Annotated in this window: 18 protein-coding genes; 8 read left to right on the top strand and 10 right to left on the bottom strand. The window is 62.6% G+C overall.

Annotated features, from left to right (window positions below; translation table 11 throughout):
• Positions 1 to 1,308, top strand: coding sequence for a sensor histidine kinase (locus DD235_RS05645; RefSeq protein WP_109061101.1), 1,308 nt, complete (start codon positions 1 to 3; stop codon positions 1,306 to 1,308).
• Here the strand turns inward: DD235_RS05645 and DD235_RS05640 are convergent.
• Positions 1,287 to 3,185 carry an LTA synthase family protein gene (locus DD235_RS05640; RefSeq protein WP_109061100.1) on the bottom strand — a complete coding sequence of 633 codons (1,899 nt, stop codon included), beginning with the start codon at positions 3,183 to 3,185 and terminating at the stop codon, positions 1,287 to 1,289. The two genes, DD235_RS05645 and DD235_RS05640, sit on opposite strands and share 22 nt — an antisense overlap.
• Positions 3,186 to 3,457: 272 nt before the next feature.
• Between DD235_RS05640 and DD235_RS05635 the strand changes: the two genes are divergently transcribed.
• Positions 3,458 to 4,402, top strand: a complete 945-nt coding sequence (locus DD235_RS05635; RefSeq protein ID WP_109061099.1) for an alpha/beta hydrolase — start codon at positions 3,458 to 3,460, stop codon at positions 4,400 to 4,402.
• Here the strand turns inward: DD235_RS05635 and DD235_RS05630 are convergent.
• The 6 genes from DD235_RS05630 to DD235_RS05605 form a co-directional block, all read right to left on the bottom strand.
• Complete coding sequence (locus tag DD235_RS05630) at positions 4,364 to 4,693, bottom strand: DUF3325 domain-containing protein (RefSeq protein ID WP_109061098.1); 330 nt, start codon at positions 4,691 to 4,693, stop codon at positions 4,364 to 4,366. The genes DD235_RS05635 and DD235_RS05630 overlap by 39 nt on opposite strands.
• Positions 4,690 to 6,180 carry a PepSY-associated TM helix domain-containing protein gene (locus DD235_RS05625; RefSeq protein ID WP_109061486.1) on the bottom strand — a complete coding sequence of 497 codons (1,491 nt, stop codon included), beginning with the start codon at positions 6,178 to 6,180 and terminating at the stop codon, positions 4,690 to 4,692. The genes DD235_RS05630 and DD235_RS05625 overlap by 4 nt, the downstream gene beginning before the upstream one ends.
• A gap of 74 nt (positions 6,181 to 6,254) precedes the next feature.
• Entirely contained in the window at positions 6,255 to 6,566 is a 312-nt protein-coding gene (locus DD235_RS05620) for a DUF3649 domain-containing protein (RefSeq protein ID WP_109061097.1), read from the bottom strand.
• 13 nt (positions 6,567 to 6,579) lie between these two features.
• Complete coding sequence (locus DD235_RS05615) at positions 6,580 to 9,054, bottom strand: TonB-dependent siderophore receptor (protein WP_239990050.1); 2,475 nt, start codon at positions 9,052 to 9,054, stop codon at positions 6,580 to 6,582.
• A gap of 188 nt (positions 9,055 to 9,242) precedes the next feature.
• Entirely contained in the window at positions 9,243 to 10,259 is a 1,017-nt protein-coding gene (locus tag DD235_RS05610) for a FecR family protein (protein WP_109061095.1), read from the bottom strand.
• Positions 10,246 to 10,755 carry a sigma-70 family RNA polymerase sigma factor gene (locus tag DD235_RS05605; RefSeq protein WP_109061485.1) on the bottom strand — a complete coding sequence of 170 codons (510 nt, stop codon included), beginning with the start codon at positions 10,753 to 10,755 and terminating at the stop codon, positions 10,246 to 10,248. Before DD235_RS05605 ends, DD235_RS05610 begins: the two co-directional genes overlap by 14 nt.
• 193 nt (positions 10,756 to 10,948) lie before the next feature.
• Between DD235_RS05605 and DD235_RS05600 the strand changes: the two genes are divergently transcribed.
• The 3 genes from DD235_RS05600 (at position 10,949) to ttcA (ending at position 13,247) form a co-directional block, all read left to right on the top strand.
• Positions 10,949 to 11,749 carry an SDR family oxidoreductase gene (locus tag DD235_RS05600; RefSeq protein ID WP_109061094.1) on the top strand — a complete coding sequence of 267 codons (801 nt, stop codon included), beginning with the start codon at positions 10,949 to 10,951 and terminating at the stop codon, positions 11,747 to 11,749.
• Between the two features lie 117 nt (positions 11,750 to 11,866).
• Positions 11,867 to 12,262, top strand: a complete 396-nt coding sequence (locus DD235_RS05595; RefSeq protein ID WP_109061484.1) for a dihydroneopterin aldolase — start codon at positions 11,867 to 11,869, stop codon at positions 12,260 to 12,262.
• A gap of 10 nt (positions 12,263 to 12,272) precedes the next feature.
• Positions 12,273 to 13,247: a tRNA 2-thiocytidine(32) synthetase TtcA gene (gene ttcA, locus DD235_RS05590; RefSeq protein ID WP_109061093.1), complete on the top strand. Its 975-nt coding sequence runs from the start codon at positions 12,273 to 12,275 to the stop codon at positions 13,245 to 13,247.
• Between the two features lies 1 nt (position 13,248).
• Here ttcA and DD235_RS05585 read toward each other — a convergent pair whose 3' ends face one another.
• Both DD235_RS05585 and DD235_RS05580 read right to left on the bottom strand, forming a co-directional pair.
• Positions 13,249 to 14,040, bottom strand: coding sequence for a TorF family putative porin (locus DD235_RS05585; RefSeq protein WP_109061092.1), 792 nt, complete (start codon positions 14,038 to 14,040; stop codon positions 13,249 to 13,251).
• Between the two features lie 207 nt (positions 14,041 to 14,247).
• Positions 14,248 to 14,679: a DUF488 domain-containing protein gene (locus DD235_RS05580; RefSeq protein WP_109061091.1), complete on the bottom strand. Its 432-nt coding sequence runs from the start codon at positions 14,677 to 14,679 to the stop codon at positions 14,248 to 14,250.
• On the opposite strand from DD235_RS05580, the gene DD235_RS05575 reads away from it, so the two are divergent.
• Positions 14,674 to 14,934, top strand: a complete 261-nt coding sequence (locus tag DD235_RS05575) for a SlyX family protein (protein ID WP_420810445.1) — start codon at positions 14,674 to 14,676, stop codon at positions 14,932 to 14,934. The two genes, DD235_RS05580 and DD235_RS05575, sit on opposite strands and share 6 nt — an antisense overlap.
• 74 nt (positions 14,935 to 15,008) lie before the next feature.
• Here the strand turns inward: DD235_RS05575 and DD235_RS05570 are convergent, their stop codons facing one another.
• Positions 15,009 to 15,962 carry an NUDIX hydrolase gene (locus DD235_RS05570; protein WP_109061090.1) on the bottom strand — a complete coding sequence of 318 codons (954 nt, stop codon included), beginning with the start codon at positions 15,960 to 15,962 and terminating at the stop codon, positions 15,009 to 15,011.
• A gap of 51 nt (positions 15,963 to 16,013) precedes the next feature.
• Between DD235_RS05570 and DD235_RS05565 the strand changes: the two genes are divergently transcribed.
• The gene (locus tag DD235_RS05565) at positions 16,014 to 17,525 is read left to right on the top strand and encodes a DUF2868 domain-containing protein (RefSeq protein ID WP_109061089.1); all 1,512 of its coding nucleotides are present in this window, start codon (positions 16,014 to 16,016) and stop codon (positions 17,523 to 17,525) included.
• The gene (locus tag DD235_RS05560) at positions 17,522 to 18,916 is read left to right on the top strand and encodes a DUF3482 domain-containing protein (protein WP_109061088.1); all 1,395 of its coding nucleotides are present in this window, start codon (positions 17,522 to 17,524) and stop codon (positions 18,914 to 18,916) included. Before DD235_RS05565 ends, DD235_RS05560 begins: the two co-directional genes overlap by 4 nt.
• The last annotated feature ends 167 nt before the right edge of the window (positions 18,917 to 19,083 follow it).

Below are 19,083 nucleotides of genomic sequence, written 5' to 3'. Positions count from 1 at the left end.
ATGGCGTCATCCAGCATTGAAAGGCGCATTCGCAATACCGTCCTGGCGGCCGTACTGGTGACCTTCGCCGTGACGGCGACCTCCGTACTCGTCGCCAATGAAAACCTCGAGCGTGCCATCCTTGAACTCGACCTGCAATCCGAGCGCGAATCACTGCTGGACAATGCCCGCCCCAACGAAATACTGGTCTGGAACACGGACACCCTGCAGGCCTACTACACCCCACCGGGCATCGCACCGGACGACAAACTGCCATCCATCTTCCAGGGACTCCCCTTCCCCTACTCCGGCGAAATAGAGCTTGGAGAACAAACCTACCTCATCAACACCAGCGCAGTCAGGGGCGGCCATTTCTATCTGGCCCGCGACATTTCACTGTTCGAATACCGTGAGTCGGTATTCCACCGTTTCCTGCTCCTGCTGGGCGTAGGCGTGATACTGCTCGGCATCCTGCTGGCACGGCTGACGGGCCGGCGCCTGGCCTCACCGGTGCATACGCTGAGCGACCACATTCGCGGCACGGCACCGGCTCCCCACATGCCCCGGCTGCCGGAAAGCTACCCTCACGCAACAGAACTGGAGGCCATTGCCCGTGCCTTCAACCGGTTCCTGGGTGAACTGGAGCACTATGTCAGGAGGGAACAATCCCTCATGGGACTGGCCAGCCACGAACTGCGCACCCCGATTGCCGTGATTGCTGGCGCGCTCGATGTGCTGGAGCAACGTGGCGGACTCGAAAGTTCGGCCCGCAAGCCATTGCTGCGCATGCGTCGTGCAGTGGACGAGATGACGGCCAACATCGACGTCATCCTGAAACTGACGCGTCGCAAGTCGTCCTCTTCCGAGCGCAGGAGCCGCATCGACCTGTCCCTGCTGCTGCAGGAAATCAGTGACGATCTTGCGCGCCATACGGACGCAGCAGGACGCATCATCCTCGACGCGCGTGTCGAGGCCAGCGTCAATGCCGATCCCACGCTGGTCAGGATGCTGTTGCGCAACCTGATCCAGAACGCCGTCCAGCACACCGACGGCAGCATCCAGGTCAGGATCGATACGCACAGTGTAGAAATACAGGATCATGGCCCCGGACTGCCCAAAGGCTACCTCGCCTATCTGAACGATCCGGGTGCCGATATCGGAGAACTGACGGCGCTCTCGGGACTGGGCCTGTTCATCGTGTCACTGATCTGCGAACGCCTGTCCTGGAAACTGGAAGTCGTCCCCGCCCGGGAACCCGGCACGACATTTCGGCTGACCTTCGTGCCCGGAGCCCATGTGCCGGGCAATCAGCAACCCGGCAGCGTATAGCCGCGCGCGCGGTAGACCTGATGTGGCCACAGGGCATGAGCCAAGGCCTCGCGGGCCAAATCCGCATCGACATCCAGCGACTGGTAGCTGTCCGGCAGGCCATAGCGCCATAGCGTCGGAGCCCGCTGAGGCTCCAGCACCGTCAGCAGGTCGCCCTTGAGATAACCGAAATTTTCCCCATATTGCATCAGGGCCCGTCCACCTGCCGCCGGATCGTTCAGATCATGGCCAATCATCGGATGCATGGCATTGCCCCCCAACAGCCCCAGCAGCGTGACCGGCAGGTCGATCTGACTGACGATGCGGGCATCCAGCCGGGGCACGACACTGCCGCCCAGGATCAGGGCCGGTATATGGAAATGCCGCAGAGGGATGCAATCCCGTCCGCCCACGCGAGCATCATGATCGGCCGCCACCAGAAACAGCGTGTCTTCCCAGTAGGGCTGCGTACGCGCCTGCTCGAAAAAGCGGCCCAGCGCCCAGTCTGCATAGCGCACCGTATTTTCGACCGAGGCCGGCTCGCCCACCGGTTCGATCCGGCCAGCAGGATATTCCCAGGGAGAATGGTTGGACACCGAAAACGCCAGCACCAGTTGCGGCTGCTCGGAGGGTGCGGACAGGATATCGTGAAGCCGCCCGAACATGTCCTCATCGCTCACGCCCCAGGTGCCCGAAAAAGCCGGCTTCAGGAAAGTCGGCTGGTCGTGCAGGACATCAAAGCCGTTGCCCATGAAAAAACTTTTCATGTTGTCGAAGTGGGCCTCGCCCCCATAGACAAAGTGGGACTTGTAGCCCTGTGGACGCAGGTACTGTGCCAGCGTGAAAAAGCGCGACTGCGTATCCGGTAGCCGCAACACGGCCTCGGACAGGGCCGGGGGAAAACCTGCCACCAGCGCCTCCAGCCCACGCACCGAACGGGTCCCGGTGGCATAGGCCCGAGTGAAGGTCCAGGCCTCTGCGCTCAGCGCATCCAGGCATGGCGTCAGGGCCGTGTCCCCCAGAAAGCCGGTAAATCGTGCGCCCAAGCTTTCCTCGACGATCACCACCACGTTGCGCGGACGCCGCTGCCCTTTCGCCAGTTGCGACGTCCTGACGGCGTGCAGCGTCGGAATGGCCGGATCAATGACCTCGCCCGCCAGCCCGGCACAACGGCGTACCGTATCGATCACCACCTCATCAGGCAGCTTGCCATAGGCATCGGCAGGTGCGCGCTCATTTTTCAGGCAATAGGCTGCGTACAGGACGTTGTAAAGCGAATTGAGCGGCAGGGTATTGACCAGCGCATCGCCGCAGAATGCCACGTTCGACGGGTTGATCGGACGATGCCGCAAAGTACCGCGAATCGCCAGGAAGGCCAAGGCGACACCGGCCAGCCAGAGCACCGCCCGCATCAGCCAGCCCATGCCATCCAGCGTGGGACGCCCTGCGGCAAACAGACCATGCCCGATCCAGCCGACCAGAACCAGCAACACCAGCACCAGTACTGCCGTTCCCCGGTAGCCGCGCCATAGCATGCCGAACACTTCCTGCGGGTACTTGAGGTAATCGATATAGATCCGGTTGGGCCGGGTATCGTATTCCACGATAAACAGCGGCGTCGACAACTCCAGCAGGCAGATCAGCAGCCATACGATCTGCAGCCACAACCCCAGCAGCCACATGGCGGTAGGCACGCCATCCATCCACGGTGCCAGCAACAGTCCGGGAGCCACACCGAGCGCCACCAGATGCGCATCAATGCGCAGCCCCCCCAGCATCACGCAGCCAAGACCGTGCACGGCCGACACGCGTCGCCATTGCCAGAGCGCCAGCCCCAGACGGCTGAGCGTCAGCAACAGGAAGGCAGCGCCGATGAAAGAGAGTATCTGGATATACATGAATGGTGATGCCCTATAGCCGTACAGCGTCCCAAGACTGGTGAAACTGTGCGGCCGACCATGGACGAGGGAGAGTCGAACGACATGCAAGCGCGGCACGAAAAATGCCACCCGGCAGTCTAGAGAAAGAACCGTCAGAGAACCATCAAAGAAGTGTCAAGAATTCGTCAAGACAGGTCACCCACCAGCAAGGCAGCAGCACCGGGACGCAGACAGCCACGACGTTTGGCGCTACAGTGACAAGACTGAAATGAATAAAAATTTATCTTCAAATGAATATCAAAATTTTCTTTGAATTACGTAGCTGGAATCTGTACCGCATCATGCTGGGATGTGCCGCACTCTCGATCATGCAGGCCGGTCCGGCATTGGCCGCCAATACCGACACGCCTACCCAACCTTCCGCCAGCACACCCGTCGCATTGCCGAACACCCAGGAATTCTCCCTGCAGGATGCCAACGGCAAGCCCTACCGCATCTTCGTGGCAGTCCCTCCTGGAGATGCGCCGACCCAGGGCTACGGCACCCTGACTCTCCTGGATGGCAACGCCTACTTTGCCACGGCCGCAGAAGCCATGCGTATGATCCAGACCTTTCCCGAGTTCGTCCAGGACGGCGCAAAACAACAGGCGCAACCGGTGCTGGTCGTCGGCGTGGCCTATCCCGGCGACGCCCTGTTCGACGGCCCGCGTCGCAGTTGGGATTTCCTGCCGCCTGCGCGCAATCCCGAGCACATTGAGCGCCTGCGCGGTGCCGAGCCAGGTGGGGCCGACGCATTCCTTGCATTCCTGACCGAAACGCTACGCCCGGCGCTGGCCGCCCGCTGGCCGTTGCGCAACGATCTGCACACGCTGGCCGGTCATTCATTGGGCGGCTATTTCACACTGCACGCGCTGGCCAGCCAGCCTGCGGCCTTCCAGCGCTACGCCGCCATCAGCCCTTCGACCTGGTGGGACGACCTGCGCATCGCCACCGATCTGGCCCAGGCACCGGCCAGCGAAGCGCGTGTTCTGCTTGAAGTCGCAGAAGACGAATGGCCTGGCTACCCGGACTACTCGACCGTGATGCGAGACGGCGCACGTGCCGTACGCGACACCCTGACCCAAAAGGGTCCGGATGCCGGCACGCTGCGCTACCGGGAAATCCCCGGTGCAGACCACATGACTACGCCCGTGGTCTCAATGCCTGACATCGTGCGTTTTGCCACGCGTCCCTGAGCGACGGCTGCGCCTGCGGCTCAACACGATCAAACCACAGAACACCACGCCAGCCGCCAGGCTGGTGTGGCCACTGTAAGCTACCAGGCCAAGCCCCCATCCCTGCCACGCCACCAGCCACAGCAGCGCCAGGCCCAGCCAGGTCCACCCCGCCAGTCGCGACAGGCGAGCCAGTCGTATGCCCAGCCGCCGTCCCAATACGTCTTCCTGGGCACGCTCCATGGCCACCGCCAGCCCGGCAAAACCCAGCAGGCAACAGACGAAGATCCAGGTGTGCTGCTGCAGGCTCATGACACCGTCCTGCGCACCCGCCAGGCCAGCAACGCATGCAGCAACGCCAGGGCCAGAAACAACATATCGGCACCGGCAAAAACCCAGTCGCCTTGCGCCAGACTTTTCCATAGTGGCCGGGCCGTCGTCAGTGCATTGAGTATCGGCAACAGCGCCAGCGCAGCCGCCGCTAGCCACAACTGCTCGCGCCAGGCCTGCCTCACAGGCCTCAACAAGGCATGCAGCAGCAAGACACCCCACACCCCAAAAAACACCTGCACTTCCATACCGGCCCGTCCCGGTCCATCGGCCGGCAACAGCCTGTTGGCCCAGAGCATGGCCGTCATGGCCAGCGACAGCCCGGCAATCGCCGCGACATTGATCCGCTCGACCATGCGCAGCCCCAGCGAAGGCATGGCCTGCGCCATCAGTTTCTGGCGTCGCTTGACGGTCCACAGCACCAGCCCGGTACCTACCATGGCCGTACCAGCCAGGCTGACGATGAAATAAAGCCAACGGGTCACGCTGTCGCTGAACCGGCCAAGATGCAGCCCATAGAGCACACCCCGCGTTTCTGCCGCAGCCCCCACGCTATCGTGCGCCGCCAGTTGTTTCCCGGTAGCGCCTTCGAACAGCACGTACTGCGGACTCATCGACAGCCGTCCAGCCTCGCCACGTGAAACCGACACACGCGCGGCGGCATCGCCCGCGTGCGACACACTGACATAGCCGGCCACCGCACCGCCCCAGTGGGCCTGCGCCTGCCGGACCATGTCCGCCACGGATGCCAGCGGCACGGCCTCGCCACTGGCACGGACGGGCGGAATCACCGCCGCAAGCTGGGCACTCAGCGCCTGCCGTTCGGCTGGCGTCCGTATACCGGCCTGCTGCCCCCACGGCATATACATGGCCATCAGCGTAATCAGGCCGGTATAGGTAATCATCAGGTGAAACGGCAGGCCGAATACTGACAGCGCATTGTGCGCATCCAGCCAGGAGCGTTGCCCCTTGCCCCAGCGAAAGGTAAAGAAATCGACGAAGATTTTTTTGTGGGTAATGATGCCGCTGATGATTGCCACCAGCATGAACATCGCCGCCAGCCCAGCCAACAGCCGCCCCCAGAATGAAGACAGGTGGTGAAACTGAAAATGGAAGCGGTAGAAAAACTCGCCACCCAGGGTGTCACGCGATTCGACGGCGCGACCGGTTGCCGGATCGAGCCACCCCTCGGCAAAACGGCGCGGCCCGCCATCACGCTCACGCCAGAAGGCATAGACCGTATTGGCGCGACCATCCGGCAGGCGCGCAGTCCACTGCGGCGTATCGCCAAAGGCATCCGCCACCCGCTGGGCGATGGCTGCCTGATCAGGCATGCCTGCCGACGCAGGCAACTCAGGCCGCATCCACTGCGACTGTTCTTCTCTGAAATAGGCGACCGTTCCGGTCAGGAACATGGCGTACAACAGCCAACCACACAGCAGCCCCACCCAGATATGCAGGCCGGACATGCGCTGGCGCAAGCTGGCCTGCCGGAGACGGCTGCCCCCCACAGTGCCCGCGCCAGACACGGGCTTTGCATGCGTCACGCCTGGCCTCCCGCAAGCAAGACCAGGCCAGCGGCCAGCCCCAGCGGCACGGCAGCCAGCAACAGGCCGCCCCAGGCACGCCACGCGCTGCGGGTGGCGAACACCCAGATCACGGCACCGGCATAGATCAGGAAACTGAGCATCATGCCGGCCAGCACAGCCTGCGGCTGACTGATCGGCAAGGCCAGGGGTGCGATGCTCCCCAGCGCCGCCAGGGCATAGCCACCCAACACGGCCGCCACGATACGGGAAGCCAGTGGCGCAATGCGGCCCAGATGCCGCACTGCGGCCTCACCCACGCGGTTCATGCAAATACCGGGATCAGAAATCGACCGAAGCGGACAGCATGAAGGTACGGCCAGCAGCGTTGGTTGCATAGGCATTGCTTGCCACCAGCCAGTAGCGCTTGTCGGTCAGGTTATCGATCGTTGCCCGAAACACCACATCCTTGCCGGCGATTTCGGTGCGATAGCGTGCGCCGACATTGAAGATGGTCGTCCCCGGCAGGCTGATCTGGTTCGCATTGTCGAAATACATCGACGAAGTACGGATCATCCGGCCATCCAGGCTCAAGCCGTTCACCCAGGGCGTATCCCAATCCAGGCCCAGGTTATAGGCACTGGCAGGCACACCATACGAACGATTGCCATCCGTGGTACCACCCTGGGTATTCCTCAGCTTGCTATCGATAAATGACGCACCCGCCATCAGACGCAAGCCACGCTGGATTTCCCCATAGGCATTCAGTTCCAGCCCACGGTTCCGCTGCTTGCCCGAATAGTCATAGACATTGCTGGCGTCGACGACAGCAAAGGGCCGCTCAATCTGCCAGAGCGCAGCGGTGGTTGTAATGGTGCCCCAGTCGACCTTGATGCCCGCTTCATATTGCTTGGACTTGTAGGGCTTGAGCACTGCGCCCGTATTGGCATATGGATTCCCGTTTCGCTGTAGCCCAACAGTCATGCCTTTGCTCAAACCTTCGGTATAGTTGGCGTAGAGTGACACGTTTTCGACGGGCTTGATCACAAGGCCCACAACCGGCGAAATAGCGCTGGCCCGGTAGCTGCCGGTTTTATTGCCATATGCACCGACGACACCGGCAGCATCGACCATCGGATATGAATAGCTGTCCGTATCCACGGTTTGCCTGCGCGCGCCCAGTGTCAGCAACACGCTATCCTGCGCAAAGGACAGGGTATCGGTGATTGCGAAGCTGATCAGATGCGTCTTGGAGGCTCGTTCAGGATCAACCCGCACAAATGGTGCGGAAGGCAACGGCGCAGGATCATAGATATTGGACGGAACCGCCGGAATGCCTGCCGGGGCATTCGAGTAGGAGATACCCTGCTCCTGTGCAAAATAAGTAGCTCCCAGCGCCAGTCGGTGACCAATCGCGCCGGTATCAAACAACGCAACAATACCGGCGTCGCCGCTGAACGTTTCCGAATCCGTATCGTAGAACCGGTTATTCGCCGTGAAGTTACCCTGGGCGTCCATACCGGTACCGCCCGGGAACAATTGGCGATTCTTGCCTTCGCGATAGCCCATGCCGATGTGGCCGGTTACGCTGTCGGTAAAGTCATACTCCAGGCGCGACATGATGGTGCTGTCGCGCTGCGACAGACGAGTACCGGGGTAAAAGTTGATATCGCCATCGGGCGGACTGGGCAAATCGACCACACCCGCCGCCAGGCCGATCTGTGAGCGGACATTCTTGAGCACATCTTCCTGATGGATCAAGTCCATTGACCAACGCACACGATCGCCACGGTAATCAACGCCCAAAGCCATCATTTCCAGGCCCTGATCGCCATCTTTGGTCGTGGCTTCACCGCCACGCTTCATCCCGTTGAAACGCAGGCCCCATGCATTGTCCTCCCCAAAACGACGCCCCATATCCAGTTGGGCAGTCAGGTTGGCTTCGCTCATGTAGCCCAGCGTCACGCGGTTGAGCGGTTCGTCATCGGCACGCTTGGTCACGATGTTGACCGAGCCCCCCACATTGCCATTGGGTGACATGCCGCGCATCAGGGTACCCGGCCCCTTGAGCAGTTCGACACGCTCCATGATCTGTACCGGTAGGCGACTGGGCGCAACCAGACCATACAGCCCGTTCACACTCACATCACTCAAACCATAGTTGCTGCTGACGGGAAAGCCCCGGATCACGAAATCCTCGCCAAAGCCTCCAGTCGAGGTCGTGGAGCGAACAGACGGATCATTGACGATCACATCCGCCAGCGTACGGGCCTGCTGCTCGAACAACAGGTCAGACGTATAGTTGACCGTGCTGAACGGCGTGTCCATCACATTTTCTGCCCCCAGGATACCCATGCTGCCGCCTGTAGCGACTTGCCCCCCCGCATAGGCCGGAGACAGATCACCCAGGATGCCCCCGCTGACCGTCACGGTACCAAGCCGGGTTGCCTCGGCCGCTGCCTGTGCCGACGACGACAACGTCACATTATTGCCATTGCGGGCGTACTGGATACCAGTACCCTGCAGCAATTGCTGCAGGGCGGCCTCGGGCGTCAGCGCCCCCGACACCGGGCGAGCGGTATGACCGGCGACCAGGTCCGGCGCAAAGAAAATCTGCAGCGGTGTCTGTTCGCCCAGCTTGAGCAGCGCATCGCCCAGCGGTTGCGCAGCGATACTGATGCTGACGGTGTTGTCCTGGGCGCGGGCGGTGGGTGCCACGCCGAATGCAGCCGTCAGCGCAAGCGCCAGGGCAGTCATGCCGACCAGTAGGGTACGAGGGCGCGCCGATGCGGCTGCGCGAGTATTTGCAGTGTTCACGATCCTGTGTCTTCCGAATAGAAAAACCCTGCGCACGGAGTGCGCACCGAACCTTTTTTCAAGGTGTCGCCGGGGTGGCCGCGCCTGACGCGAACCTGAGCCCCTTCATCTATTCAGACGCACAACCCGTGCTGGAACCGTAATGCAAACCACTATTATTTTGTAACTTACACGTTACATAGCTATTTTTATCTGGCGGCAATCCGGATTCGACCATCGAGCAGGCGGATCACCTGTACCGGAGCAATGGCAGGCAAGGCATCGATCATGGCTTCCGGATCATCGACACCAAACACCCCCGACACGCGCAACTGCCCCAGCGCCGCCGTCGCCAGTCGGGCCGGCTGTGCCAGATAGCGGTTCATCTCGTCAATGACCTCGGCCAGTGCCACATCGTTGAACACCATCCGGCCTCTCTGCCAGGCCACCAGGTTGGTCACATCCGCCTGGCCCACCTCGCCCAGCGTCTGGTCGGCATAGGCCACGACCTGCTGGCCCGCACTCAGCCGACGTTCGTTGCGCGCCCACCAGCGACCGTTATCGACGCGTACCGAGCCCGACTCCACACTGACCTGGGTCGAGGCCGCATCACGCCGGACATTGAAGCGTGTGCCAGTGACCGTCACGCGCCCCATCCCCGCATTGACCACAAACGGACGGGCGGCATCGTGGCTGACTTCAAAAAAAGCCTCGCCCTGACGCAGCTCCACCAGCCGCAGGCCTTTCTCGAAGCGCACTACGACACGGGTGCCGAAATTCATATGCAATATGGAACCGTCGGGCAAGGTAGCCTGATGGCGCTCTCCCCTGCGGGTCATCAGCGTCAGGGATTCAGGCTCGGCCGCGAACCAGCCGCGGGAAACCCCGGCCACGCCAGCGACAGCCAGCGTACAGGCCCCGGCCAGCCCCAGCCCGAGGCGACGGCGCGCCAACCAGGGGCGAACGGGCGGCACATCCTGCTCGTGCATCAGGGCCTGCAGCCGCGACTCAGGCACCGCCAGGGTCGCCTGCCAAATATACGCCAGCCGACGATACTGCTGCTCATGCTCTGGGTCAGCCATGCGCCAGGCCTCGAAGGCGCGGCGATCATCGTCAGACACCTCCCCGGACTGCATGCGTGCAAACCACTGCGCGGCATCACAGGGGTGCTCCAGACTATCGTCGTGTGCCGGACGATTGCCGGTGCTGGATTCAAAATGGGACATGATTCTGCAACCGCTCGTTGATGTGGCGCAGGGCGCGGCTCATGTGCTTTTCGACCATGCTGCGCGACAGCCCCATATCCTGCGCAATCTCGGTATGGCTCCAGCCCTCCAGTCGATGACGAATGTAGACCTGCCGGCACTTGAGCGGCAGCTCCTCCAGGGCATCGGAGAGCGCATCGGCCAGTTGCTGAAATTCGATGCCGGTATCGGCTCCGGCCATCACGGGATGCTCCGTTTCCGCGAGATTGTCCAGCGGCATCATTTCCAGCGCACGTACATGACGATGTCGGCTGATCAGTCGGTTGGAGGTGCCGCGTGCCATATAGGCGCGAGGATCCTCGATGGCTCCCACGCCGTTTTCAAGCATGCCCAGCACGGTATCGTGCATGGCATCCTCACCATCTTCACGACCCAGCCCGCCACGCCGCCACGCGCCGATCAGCTCGCTGTAATGGGCGAGCCAACCTTTCTTGGGCTTGGCAGGGGAATGGGGCATGATGCAAAAGACAGCAGAAAGATACATCGGCGTTGGATCGAACCTTCAATTTTAATACCCATTCTCATCTGAATCACACCACTGTTGCTTTTCCCCCATGAAAGGCATGCCGGATGCCGATGCGGCAACATGCCCTGCCACCTTTACAATAGACGTCAGGCGCTTCGCCTGTCCGTTTACCCAACCGCCAGCCATGACAGACACTACGCCCTCTTCTTCAGCCTCCGCCGCCTCGAACCGCCCTGCCCCAGTCGTCCTGGTCACAGGGGCCGCGCAACGCATCGGTCGCGAAATCGCCCTGTACTTTGCCCGCCAGGGCTGGCGCGTAGCCGTGCACTATGGCCGCTCGGCAGATGCCGCACGCGAAACCGCCAGCGCCTGCACCGCACTCGGGCAGCCCGCCTATCCGCTGCAGGCTGATCTGGGCGACGAACGCCAGACTCGACAACTGGTTGCTGCCTGCCTGTCGCACTTTGGCCAGTTGGACTGCATCGTCAACAATGCCTCGGTCTTCGAATACGACAACGCCGCCGATTTCCGCTACGACCACCTGGCGCGGCACATGGCCTCCAATGCTGCCGCGCCAATCGCACTGGCCCGCACCCTGCACGCCAGCATGCCCGAGTCGGCCCGCGCAGCCATCATCAACCTGCTGGATCAGAAACTCTACAACCCCAATCCGGACTATCTGTCGTACACCCTGTCGAAGGCTGCCCTGCATGAGGCCACGCGGCTGCTGGCGCAGGCCCTGGCACCACGCCTGCGCGTCAATGCCGTAGCCCCCGGCCTGACACTGATCTCGGACACCCAGACACCCGAGAATTTCGAGCACCAGCACACCGCCATGCCGCTGGGTCGAGGGGCCGAGCCTGCCGATATCGCCGCTGCCGTCCATTTCCTGGCCACTGCCACCGCCATTACCGGCGTGACGCTCTGCGTGGACGGGGGACAGCACCTCCAGCCATCGGCCAGGGACGTGATGTTCCAAAACTGACGCAATCCGCCCCATATCTCGCTGCAATGGCAGTTCGGCGGCAACGGGCCGCCAAGGCGCACCCGGACGGCATGCGCTAGAATCCTGACCTTGCTCCCTGTCCACACCCATGCCATCATGCCCAGTGCCCTGATTCACCCCAAACTGACCGACTGCCGTCGCCTGTTCCTGCGCAACTATGAAGTGCACATCAACATCGGCGTCCACGATTTCGAAAAACGGGGCGAACAGCGCGTGCTGATCAACGTCGAACTGTTCGTGCCGCTGGCACTGAGCACACCGCGTCAGGATCAGTTGCATGAAGTGCTGGACTACGACTTCATGCGGGCCACCATTGCCGCGCGCGTCGAGCAAGGCCACATTCACCTGCAGGAAACGCTGTGCGACGATGTTGCCCACGCCCTGCTGAGCCACGCACAGGTCCGCGCCGTGCGTGTCTCGACCGAGAAGCCCGACGTCTATCCCGACTGCGATGCCGTGGGTGTCGAAGTCTTCCATATCAAGCAGGACTGAGCAGATTGCCATGAGCCAGGCCGAACTCAAGCAGCGCCAGGAACGCAACAAGCTGTCCAAGCGTCTGATGCGCGAAACCGGACGCGCCATCGCCGACTTCAACATGATCGAGGAAGGTGACAAGGTCATGGTCTGCCTGTCGGGCGGCAAGGACTCCTACAGCCTGCTCGACATCCTGCTGACCCTGCGCGAGCGCGCCCCCATCCATTTCGATATCGTCGCCGTCAACCTGGACCAGAAGCAGCCCGGCTTTCCCGACCATATCCTGCCGGCCTATCTCGAATCGATCGGCGTGCCCTACCATATCGAGACGCAGGATACCTACTCCATCGTCACACGCCTCATCCCCGAGGGCAAGACGATGTGCTCGCTCTGTTCGCGGCTGCGGCGCGGCATTCTGTACCGTGTCGCCAGCGAACTGGGAGCCACCAAGATCGCGCTGGGCCACCACCGCGACGACATCCTCGGCACGTTTTTCCTGAACCTGTTTTATGGCGGCAAGATGAAAGCCATGCCGCCCAAACTGGTCTCCGACGACGGTCGCCACACCGTCATCCGGCCACTGGCCTATGTCGTGGAAAAGGACTTGATCGCCTACGCCGACTGGAAGGCATTTCCGATCATCCCCTGTAATCTCTGCGGGTCCCAGGAAAACCTCAAGCGCCAGGAGGTCAAGCGGATGCTGCAGCAGTGGGAAAAGCAGCATCCCGGCCGCGTCTGGAACACTTTCTCGGCACTGTCATCCGTCGTGCCGTCGCACCTGATGGACCGCAACCTGTTCGATTTCGAGGGTTTGCGGCCCACCGGGATTCCCGATGCACAGGGCGACACGGCATTCGACCCTGTCGATCCGGAGCCGCCCGTATTGCACGCGACGCAGGACGACGAGAACGAGCCAGAGACGGTTGCCCCCCGATCGGGTGCCGAAGAACACAGCATCCGCATTGACGCGATCTCGCGCCTGCCATCACGGCAAGCAAGCTGACTCAAAAGGCCTTGGACACCGAGAACAGTACGCCCAAGCGACCACCATCCTTGCCCTTGTTGGTGGCGTACCAGTTATCCTTGGTGGCCCCTACCGCTGCCAGTCCCAGCGTCCAGCCCTGGATGTCCTTGGTCACGCCAAGCTGGTAATCCACATAATGCCCCAGGCTGTCCCCCTCTCGGTTGACGGTATTCTTGAGCTTCTGGTAACCCAGATGCGCGTTCAGACCCCAGCCGTCGCCCAGGTCATAGGCGGCTTCTGCTGCCAGGTACCAGGTACCCTTGGTATCCTCGGCCTTGAAGAAGTCGCTGGGCGTATATGAGTACTTCAACCCGTAGCTGCCATAGCGGCCCGTGTCGTAATCAAGGCCGAGATACAGGTCGGTATTGTTGATCGGACCGCTTTTTTCCGGATTGATCTTGTTCGCGTCCGAACCGGGGTAGTAGTAATACAGGACCCCGACGTCGATCCCGACCCCGCTGTCACCCAGCGCCCCTTTCCAGCCACCATAGAAGTCCATCTCGAGATTGCCGTCCGGGAACAGGTCATCGCTGACGTTCGAATTCCAGTTGCCCAGGTAGAAGCCGGACGAATGCTCGACATCGAAACCGAGCTGGATCGCCGGCTTGAAATTGGTCTGCGTGTAGCCCCGGAAGCGGTAGTCATTGACGATGGTCGCATTGCCGCTGATCGAGAATTCGGACAATGCGTCCTGGGCCATCGCCGCAGGCGCGAAGGCCGCTCCGGCAAACATGGCACATACGAGCGGGACACTACGGAATGTTGTTTTCATGATGCGCGTTCCTGAGCAAGGGTCGGACCTGGGTGTATCAGCCTGGTGCCATCCACCCGATGTGGATGGCACCACCGATCACAAGCAAGATCGATGCCAGCGTGATCAGGCCACCAACCAGCATGCCCGGCCCGTTTTTCGCACGCTCATGGCGCATGCCGGCTGCAGGCCACGTTGCTGCGCACCATCCAGGCGCACGCCTGCACGCTATTGGGTCTGTCCTGAATAGCACACGGGCGAGCTGCGCGTGCCGTCCTCGCAGGCCCGGTCTTCTGCAGCCAGCGCATCCAGCACAGCCTGGCACAGGACAGGCAGGTGGGAACGTCCGGGATCCCGGCTGGCCGTCAACAGCAGCACCGGCCCCTGACGCACATGCCGCATCAGCGGCACGAGGGTGTCCGGGCTGCCATCGAGCTGCTGACGATAGGCCGCCGCGAAGGCGTCATAGTCGATTTCCCCGTGATGATAGGCGCTGCGCAACGCAGGCTCAGGTGCCGCGTCGCGATACCACTCATCTGCCGGCAGGGTTGCCTTGGCCATGCCACGCGGCCAGAGACGGTCTGCCAGTATGCGCATGCCGCCGGCCAGCGGCGAAGGCGCGTCGTATATTCTGCCCAGCTCAATGGCATAGTCATGCATAATGCACCTCCGTTTCCGCAATTGATTGTCGCCATGAATACCTTGCCACCCGATCTGGAAAAACGCCTGATGGAGCTGGAAATCAAGGCGGGGCTGGCCGATGACCTGCTCGACCAGCTCAACCATACTATTTTCCGGCAGCAGCGCCAGATCGACCTGCTCGGACGCGAACTGGCCGAACTGCGCAAGCAGTCGCAGGAAAGCCGCCAGCCGCAGGCCCGCAGCCTGACGGACGATATACCACCCCATTATTGACTGCCGAACACGGCCTGGCGGTTTTGTAGTATGCCGACATAGCGCTACTACGATGCTGGCAGGCAATACGGAAGCTATTTCAACAGCGGCAGCTTGCTGCCCGCAATGGCTCGCTCGCGCACCACGTCGCCCCGGAACTGGAAGAGTTTGGCTGGCCGCCCCGCCGTGCCCTGTGACATCCGGCCGGTTTCTTCGACCAGTTCCTGCTGCTCGATGAAACGCCGAAAATTCTGCTTGTGCAGTTTGCGACCGGCAACCGTCTCGAACGCCTGCTGCAACTGCAGCAGCGTAAAGACCGGCGGCATCAGTTCGAACACCACGGGGCGATAGCGGATCTTGGCACGCAGCCGTGCCAGTGCCGTGGCCAGAATGCGGCGATGGTCGTCCGCCATTTCCTGCCCGGAGACGAACATGGGCAACACGGCCTCACCTCCGCCTTGCCGGCCGTCACGATGGGCTTCGGCCACCAGCCCCGCTTCGAACATCAGCTCGTAGCGCTGCAAGACCATTTCCTCATGCCAGGTATCGGCCTCCTGGCCGAACGTGAAGTTCAGCCGCAGGCGCCGCCTGCGCCGCGCCGAGGCATCCGGTGCCGCGCCTGCCCAGCGCTGCAGGGCCGGCAGGATCGCATCCTGCAGGATGGCCGGCATGCCGTCGCGCCAGTCTTCCCAGGGAAAATAGCGGTAGCAGTCCTGCCAGCTCACATCGGCAGCCATACGGGCATCGCGCACCTGGGTCAGCCCCAGATAGCTGATCGAAATCATCCTCTGATCGCTGGCATCGGTCCGGTCACCATCGGCAAAGGTATACAGTTGCTCGACATACCCCAGCGGATGCTGGGTCTGCGCCTCGACCCAGCGGCGCAAACCGGCCTGTAGCGAACGATGGCCGGACTCGAAAGGGCCCGAAGGCAGTTGCCTGGCCTCGCTGCGCGTCAGCACACAGGGGCTGCCGTCATGCACGGCCACCAGTACGGCCACCAGCTCTGCAGCAACGGCATGATCGGGAACTGCGGGGCGGACGGTCATGGGCTGGCTTTGAAATTTCCACTCGGGCCCACATTATAGGAAAATGCAGGGATGATCCCCCATCCCCCATCTGTCACGTCCGCCGGTGCCGATCACTCGCTCAACAGTTGGTGGCAGGCCGAGGCGGTGCGCCTGCGCGAACTGCGCAGCGGCCCGCTGGATGACACCGAAGCGGTGCGTATCGCCAGTATCCGCCACAAAGTGCCCACCGACCGGCTGCTGGCCCGGGCCCGCCATCTGGCCGAGAGGGACGGGCTGGCTGCCGCCATTGCAGGATGGCGCAACAACGCCCGATTTTTCGTATTGCTGCTGGCAACGACCGCCATTCTTGCCGGCATCGGCGCGGCGGCAACAGCGCTGGGTGCCGGCACACGCAGCGTCAATCTCCTGTGGGCCTTGGGCAGCCTGCTGGCCCTGCCCTCGCTGACCCTGCTGCTCTGGCTGGCCAGCCTGGCAGCGAGCCATCGCAACAATGCCATCCTGCCTGGCCGCATCTGGCTATGGTGCGCACGCAAACTGGCCCGCGCGCCCGCTCGACTGCTGACGCTCAACGCACTCGTATCGCTCCTGTCTCGGCATGGCCTGCTGCGCTGGCTGCTCGGCACCCTCAGTCATGCATGGTGGCTGCTGATGCTGGTCACGACCTGCTGCGCCTTGCTGGTCATGCTGTCATTGCGTCGTTATGGTTTCGCCTGGGAAACCACCCTGCTGACACCCGACGCTTTTGTCAGTCTGCTGCAGGTTCTGGGCAAGGCGACGGGCCTACTGGGCCTGCCGGCACCGGATGCGGCAGTGATCCGTGCCAGCCATGATGCCGCCGCCCTGCCGGCTGACGCGCATGCCCAATGGTCACGCTGGTTGCTGGGTGCCGTGCTGGTCTATGGCTTGCTGCCACGCATCCCGGCCCTGCTGTTCTGCCTGCTGCGCCTGCAACACGGTCTGTCACGCCTCAGCCCTGACTGGCAGTTGCCTGGATGGGCCAGCCTGGAGACACGCCTGCAGTATCGCGCGCCGTCCCACGTGATTGATGCCCCTGCTCCAGAGCAGGATCCGGTCAGGATACTGGCAGATGTCCGCGCTGACGCCTCTCCACGGCTGACGCTGGCACCGGACAGCCGCATCATCGCCGGGCTGGAGTTGCCGGATGACCTGCCATGGCCTCCCGCGCCGATGCCCGGCAATGTGATCGATGCCGGCATTGCCGACAGCCGCACCCAGCGCCATGCCCTGCTCGATGCGCTGTCGCGCCAGCCAGCGGCCCGCCTGCTGCTGTGCTGCGATCCTCGCCAGACGCCTGATCGGGGGCTGATGCATCTGATCGCGGAACTGTCCAGGCAGGCAGGCCAGACCCGGCTGCTGTTCTGCGCGCCGCAGCACAGCAGCGCCTTGCCAGAAACCATGGACATTCGACATACCGCATTGCCACGACTGGCTGCCTGGCATGACCGCCTGGCCGACGCCGGCCTGCAGTCTCTTCTGGTGGCCCCCGGACCAGCCGATGCCGACACCCTGCGCAAAGTACTGGACTGGCTGGGCGCAACAGAGATGGACTTGCACCGATGACAGCCGCATTTTCCAAATTGACGCTGGCCATCGTCGGGCACACCAATACCGGCAAAACATCGCTGCTGCGAACCCTGACCCGCGATCCATCCATCGGCGAAGTGGCCGACATGCCCGGCACCACCCGGCATGTGCAGCAGGTCACGCTCGAGGCCGGCACGGCAGGCCGCATCGTGCTGGCCGACACCCCAGGCCTGGAAGACGGCATCAGCCTGCTCGACTATCTGGACCAGCTCTGCCCGCCTCAGGCGCGCCTTGACGGCCCGTCACGGCTGACGCAATTCCTGGCCTCCCCAGGCGCACACACGCGCTTCGAACAGGAAGCCCGTGTCATTCGACAGTTGCTCGACAGCGATGCAGCGCTCTACGTGATCGATGCCCGCGACCCCGTACTCGGCAAGCATCGCGACGAACTGGCCATCCTGCAGGGCACCGGCCGCCCCTTGCTGCCAGTGCTCAACTTCATGCACGATCCGGGTCAGCGCAGCCAGGCCTGGCGCACGGCACTGGCCCGGCTGGGACTGCATGTCACGGTTGAGTTCGATACCGTGGCACCGGAACTGGATGGCGAAGTCCAGTTGTACGGCAAGCTGGCTACCCTCCTCGATACGCACAGTCACCTGCTGCAGAGATGGCTGGACACCCTGGCGGCACAACGCCATCGCCGTCACGATACAGCCGCCAGTCTGATTGCCGAGCTGCTGCTCGATACCGCAGCATTGCGCCTGAGCTGCGCGCCGGACGAAGCCAGCGTACGCCACGCCGGCCAGCAGTTGCAGGATACGGTGCGCCAACGTGAACAGCACTGCGTCAGCGAACTGCTGGCCCTCTATCGCTTCAGCCCCGCCGACTACGCAGCCCATCCGCTGCCGCTGATCGAGGGACGTTGGGACATGGATCTATTTCATCCCCAGGCGTTGCGCCATATGGGCATCCGTGTCGGCAAAGGCATGGCGGCGGGCGCCATGGCCGGTGCCGCTGTCGATGTCTTTACCGCCGGACTGAGCCTGGGCGCTGCTGCCATGCTGGGCGCAGCAGCCGGAGGCCTGTGGCAAGGCGCGGAAACCTGGGGAAAACGGCTGGCAGGCCGCCTGCGCGGCAGCCGCGAACTGACCGTGGACGATGCCATTCTGCGGCTGCTGGCGCTACGCCAGCAATCTCTGGCACAGGCACTGGAAAAGCGCGGCCACGCCGCAACCGTCCCCATCGCCATGACACAGGCAGCACGCACCACATGGCAGCAAGAGCCGTTGCCTGTTGCCCTGGAAACTGCGCGAGCCCATCCTGAATGGTCCAGTCTGAGCCCGGACTACGCGGCGGATACCGAACGCCAGGCCTCGATCACCGCCCTGGCACAGACCCTGGACCTCAATCCACCAGAAGCAGGCTGATCCCATCCTGCTGAGGCGATCACCGTTCCCGCCTCTGGTCATAAAAGGCCGAAGTCGCCTGCCTGGCGACAAAGAATACCCCCACGCTTGTCGCTGCGCGCCGGCGCTGCCCCCAAAGGGGGCGTCTTTTGTCTTGGGACGGCCCGGCGACAAAAAGACACATTTGC

Origin of the sequence: Corticimicrobacter populi, from assembly GCF_003123725.1 — a bacterium.
In the GTDB taxonomy this organism is placed as follows: Bacteria; Pseudomonadota; Gammaproteobacteria; order Burkholderiales; family Burkholderiaceae_B; genus Corticimicrobacter; species Corticimicrobacter populi.
Note: the sequence above shows the minus strand (reverse complement) of the source record. Positions and strands in the feature narration are given on the sequence as shown.

Excerpts from the sequence above, each read along its gene's own strand:
- DD235_RS05575 (WP_420810445.1), top strand. The coding sequence starts at position 14,674 with ATGCATAATGCACCTCCGTTTCCGCAATTGATTGTCGCCATGAATACC.
- DD235_RS05595 (WP_109061484.1), top strand. The coding sequence starts at position 11,867 with ATGCCCAGTGCCCTGATTCACCCCAAACTGACCGACTGCCGTCGCCTG.
- DD235_RS05570 (WP_109061090.1), bottom strand. The coding sequence starts at position 15,962 with ATGACCGTCCGCCCCGCAGTTCCCGATCATGCCGTTGCTGCAGAGCTG.
- DD235_RS05580 (WP_109061091.1), bottom strand. The coding sequence starts at position 14,679 with ATGCATGACTATGCCATTGAGCTGGGCAGAATATACGACGCGCCTTCG.
- DD235_RS05605 (WP_109061485.1), bottom strand. The coding sequence starts at position 10,755 with ATGCCCCATTCCCCTGCCAAGCCCAAGAAAGGTTGGCTCGCCCATTAC.
- ttcA (WP_109061093.1), top strand. The coding sequence starts at position 12,273 with ATGAGCCAGGCCGAACTCAAGCAGCGCCAGGAACGCAACAAGCTGTCC.
- DD235_RS05640 (WP_109061100.1), bottom strand. The coding sequence starts at position 3,185 with ATGTATATCCAGATACTCTCTTTCATCGGCGCTGCCTTCCTGTTGCTG.
- DD235_RS05600 (WP_109061094.1), top strand. The coding sequence starts at position 10,949 with ATGACAGACACTACGCCCTCTTCTTCAGCCTCCGCCGCCTCGAACCGC.
- DD235_RS05645 (WP_109061101.1), top strand. The coding sequence starts at position 1 with ATGGCGTCATCCAGCATTGAAAGGCGCATTCGCAATACCGTCCTGGCG.
- DD235_RS05620 (WP_109061097.1), bottom strand. The coding sequence starts at position 6,566 with ATGAACCGCGTGGGTGAGGCCGCAGTGCGGCATCTGGGCCGCATTGCG.
- DD235_RS05610 (WP_109061095.1), bottom strand. The coding sequence starts at position 10,259 with ATGTCCCATTTTGAATCCAGCACCGGCAATCGTCCGGCACACGACGAT.
- DD235_RS05635 (WP_109061099.1), top strand. The coding sequence starts at position 3,458 with ATGAATATCAAAATTTTCTTTGAATTACGTAGCTGGAATCTGTACCGC.
- DD235_RS05630 (WP_109061098.1), bottom strand. The coding sequence starts at position 4,693 with ATGAGCCTGCAGCAGCACACCTGGATCTTCGTCTGTTGCCTGCTGGGT.
- DD235_RS05560 (WP_109061088.1), top strand. The coding sequence starts at position 17,522 with ATGACAGCCGCATTTTCCAAATTGACGCTGGCCATCGTCGGGCACACC.
- DD235_RS05565 (WP_109061089.1), top strand. The coding sequence starts at position 16,014 with ATGATCCCCCATCCCCCATCTGTCACGTCCGCCGGTGCCGATCACTCG.
- DD235_RS05625 (WP_109061486.1), bottom strand. The coding sequence starts at position 6,180 with ATGTCCGGCCTGCATATCTGGGTGGGGCTGCTGTGTGGTTGGCTGTTG.
- DD235_RS05585 (WP_109061092.1), bottom strand. The coding sequence starts at position 14,040 with ATGAAAACAACATTCCGTAGTGTCCCGCTCGTATGTGCCATGTTTGCC.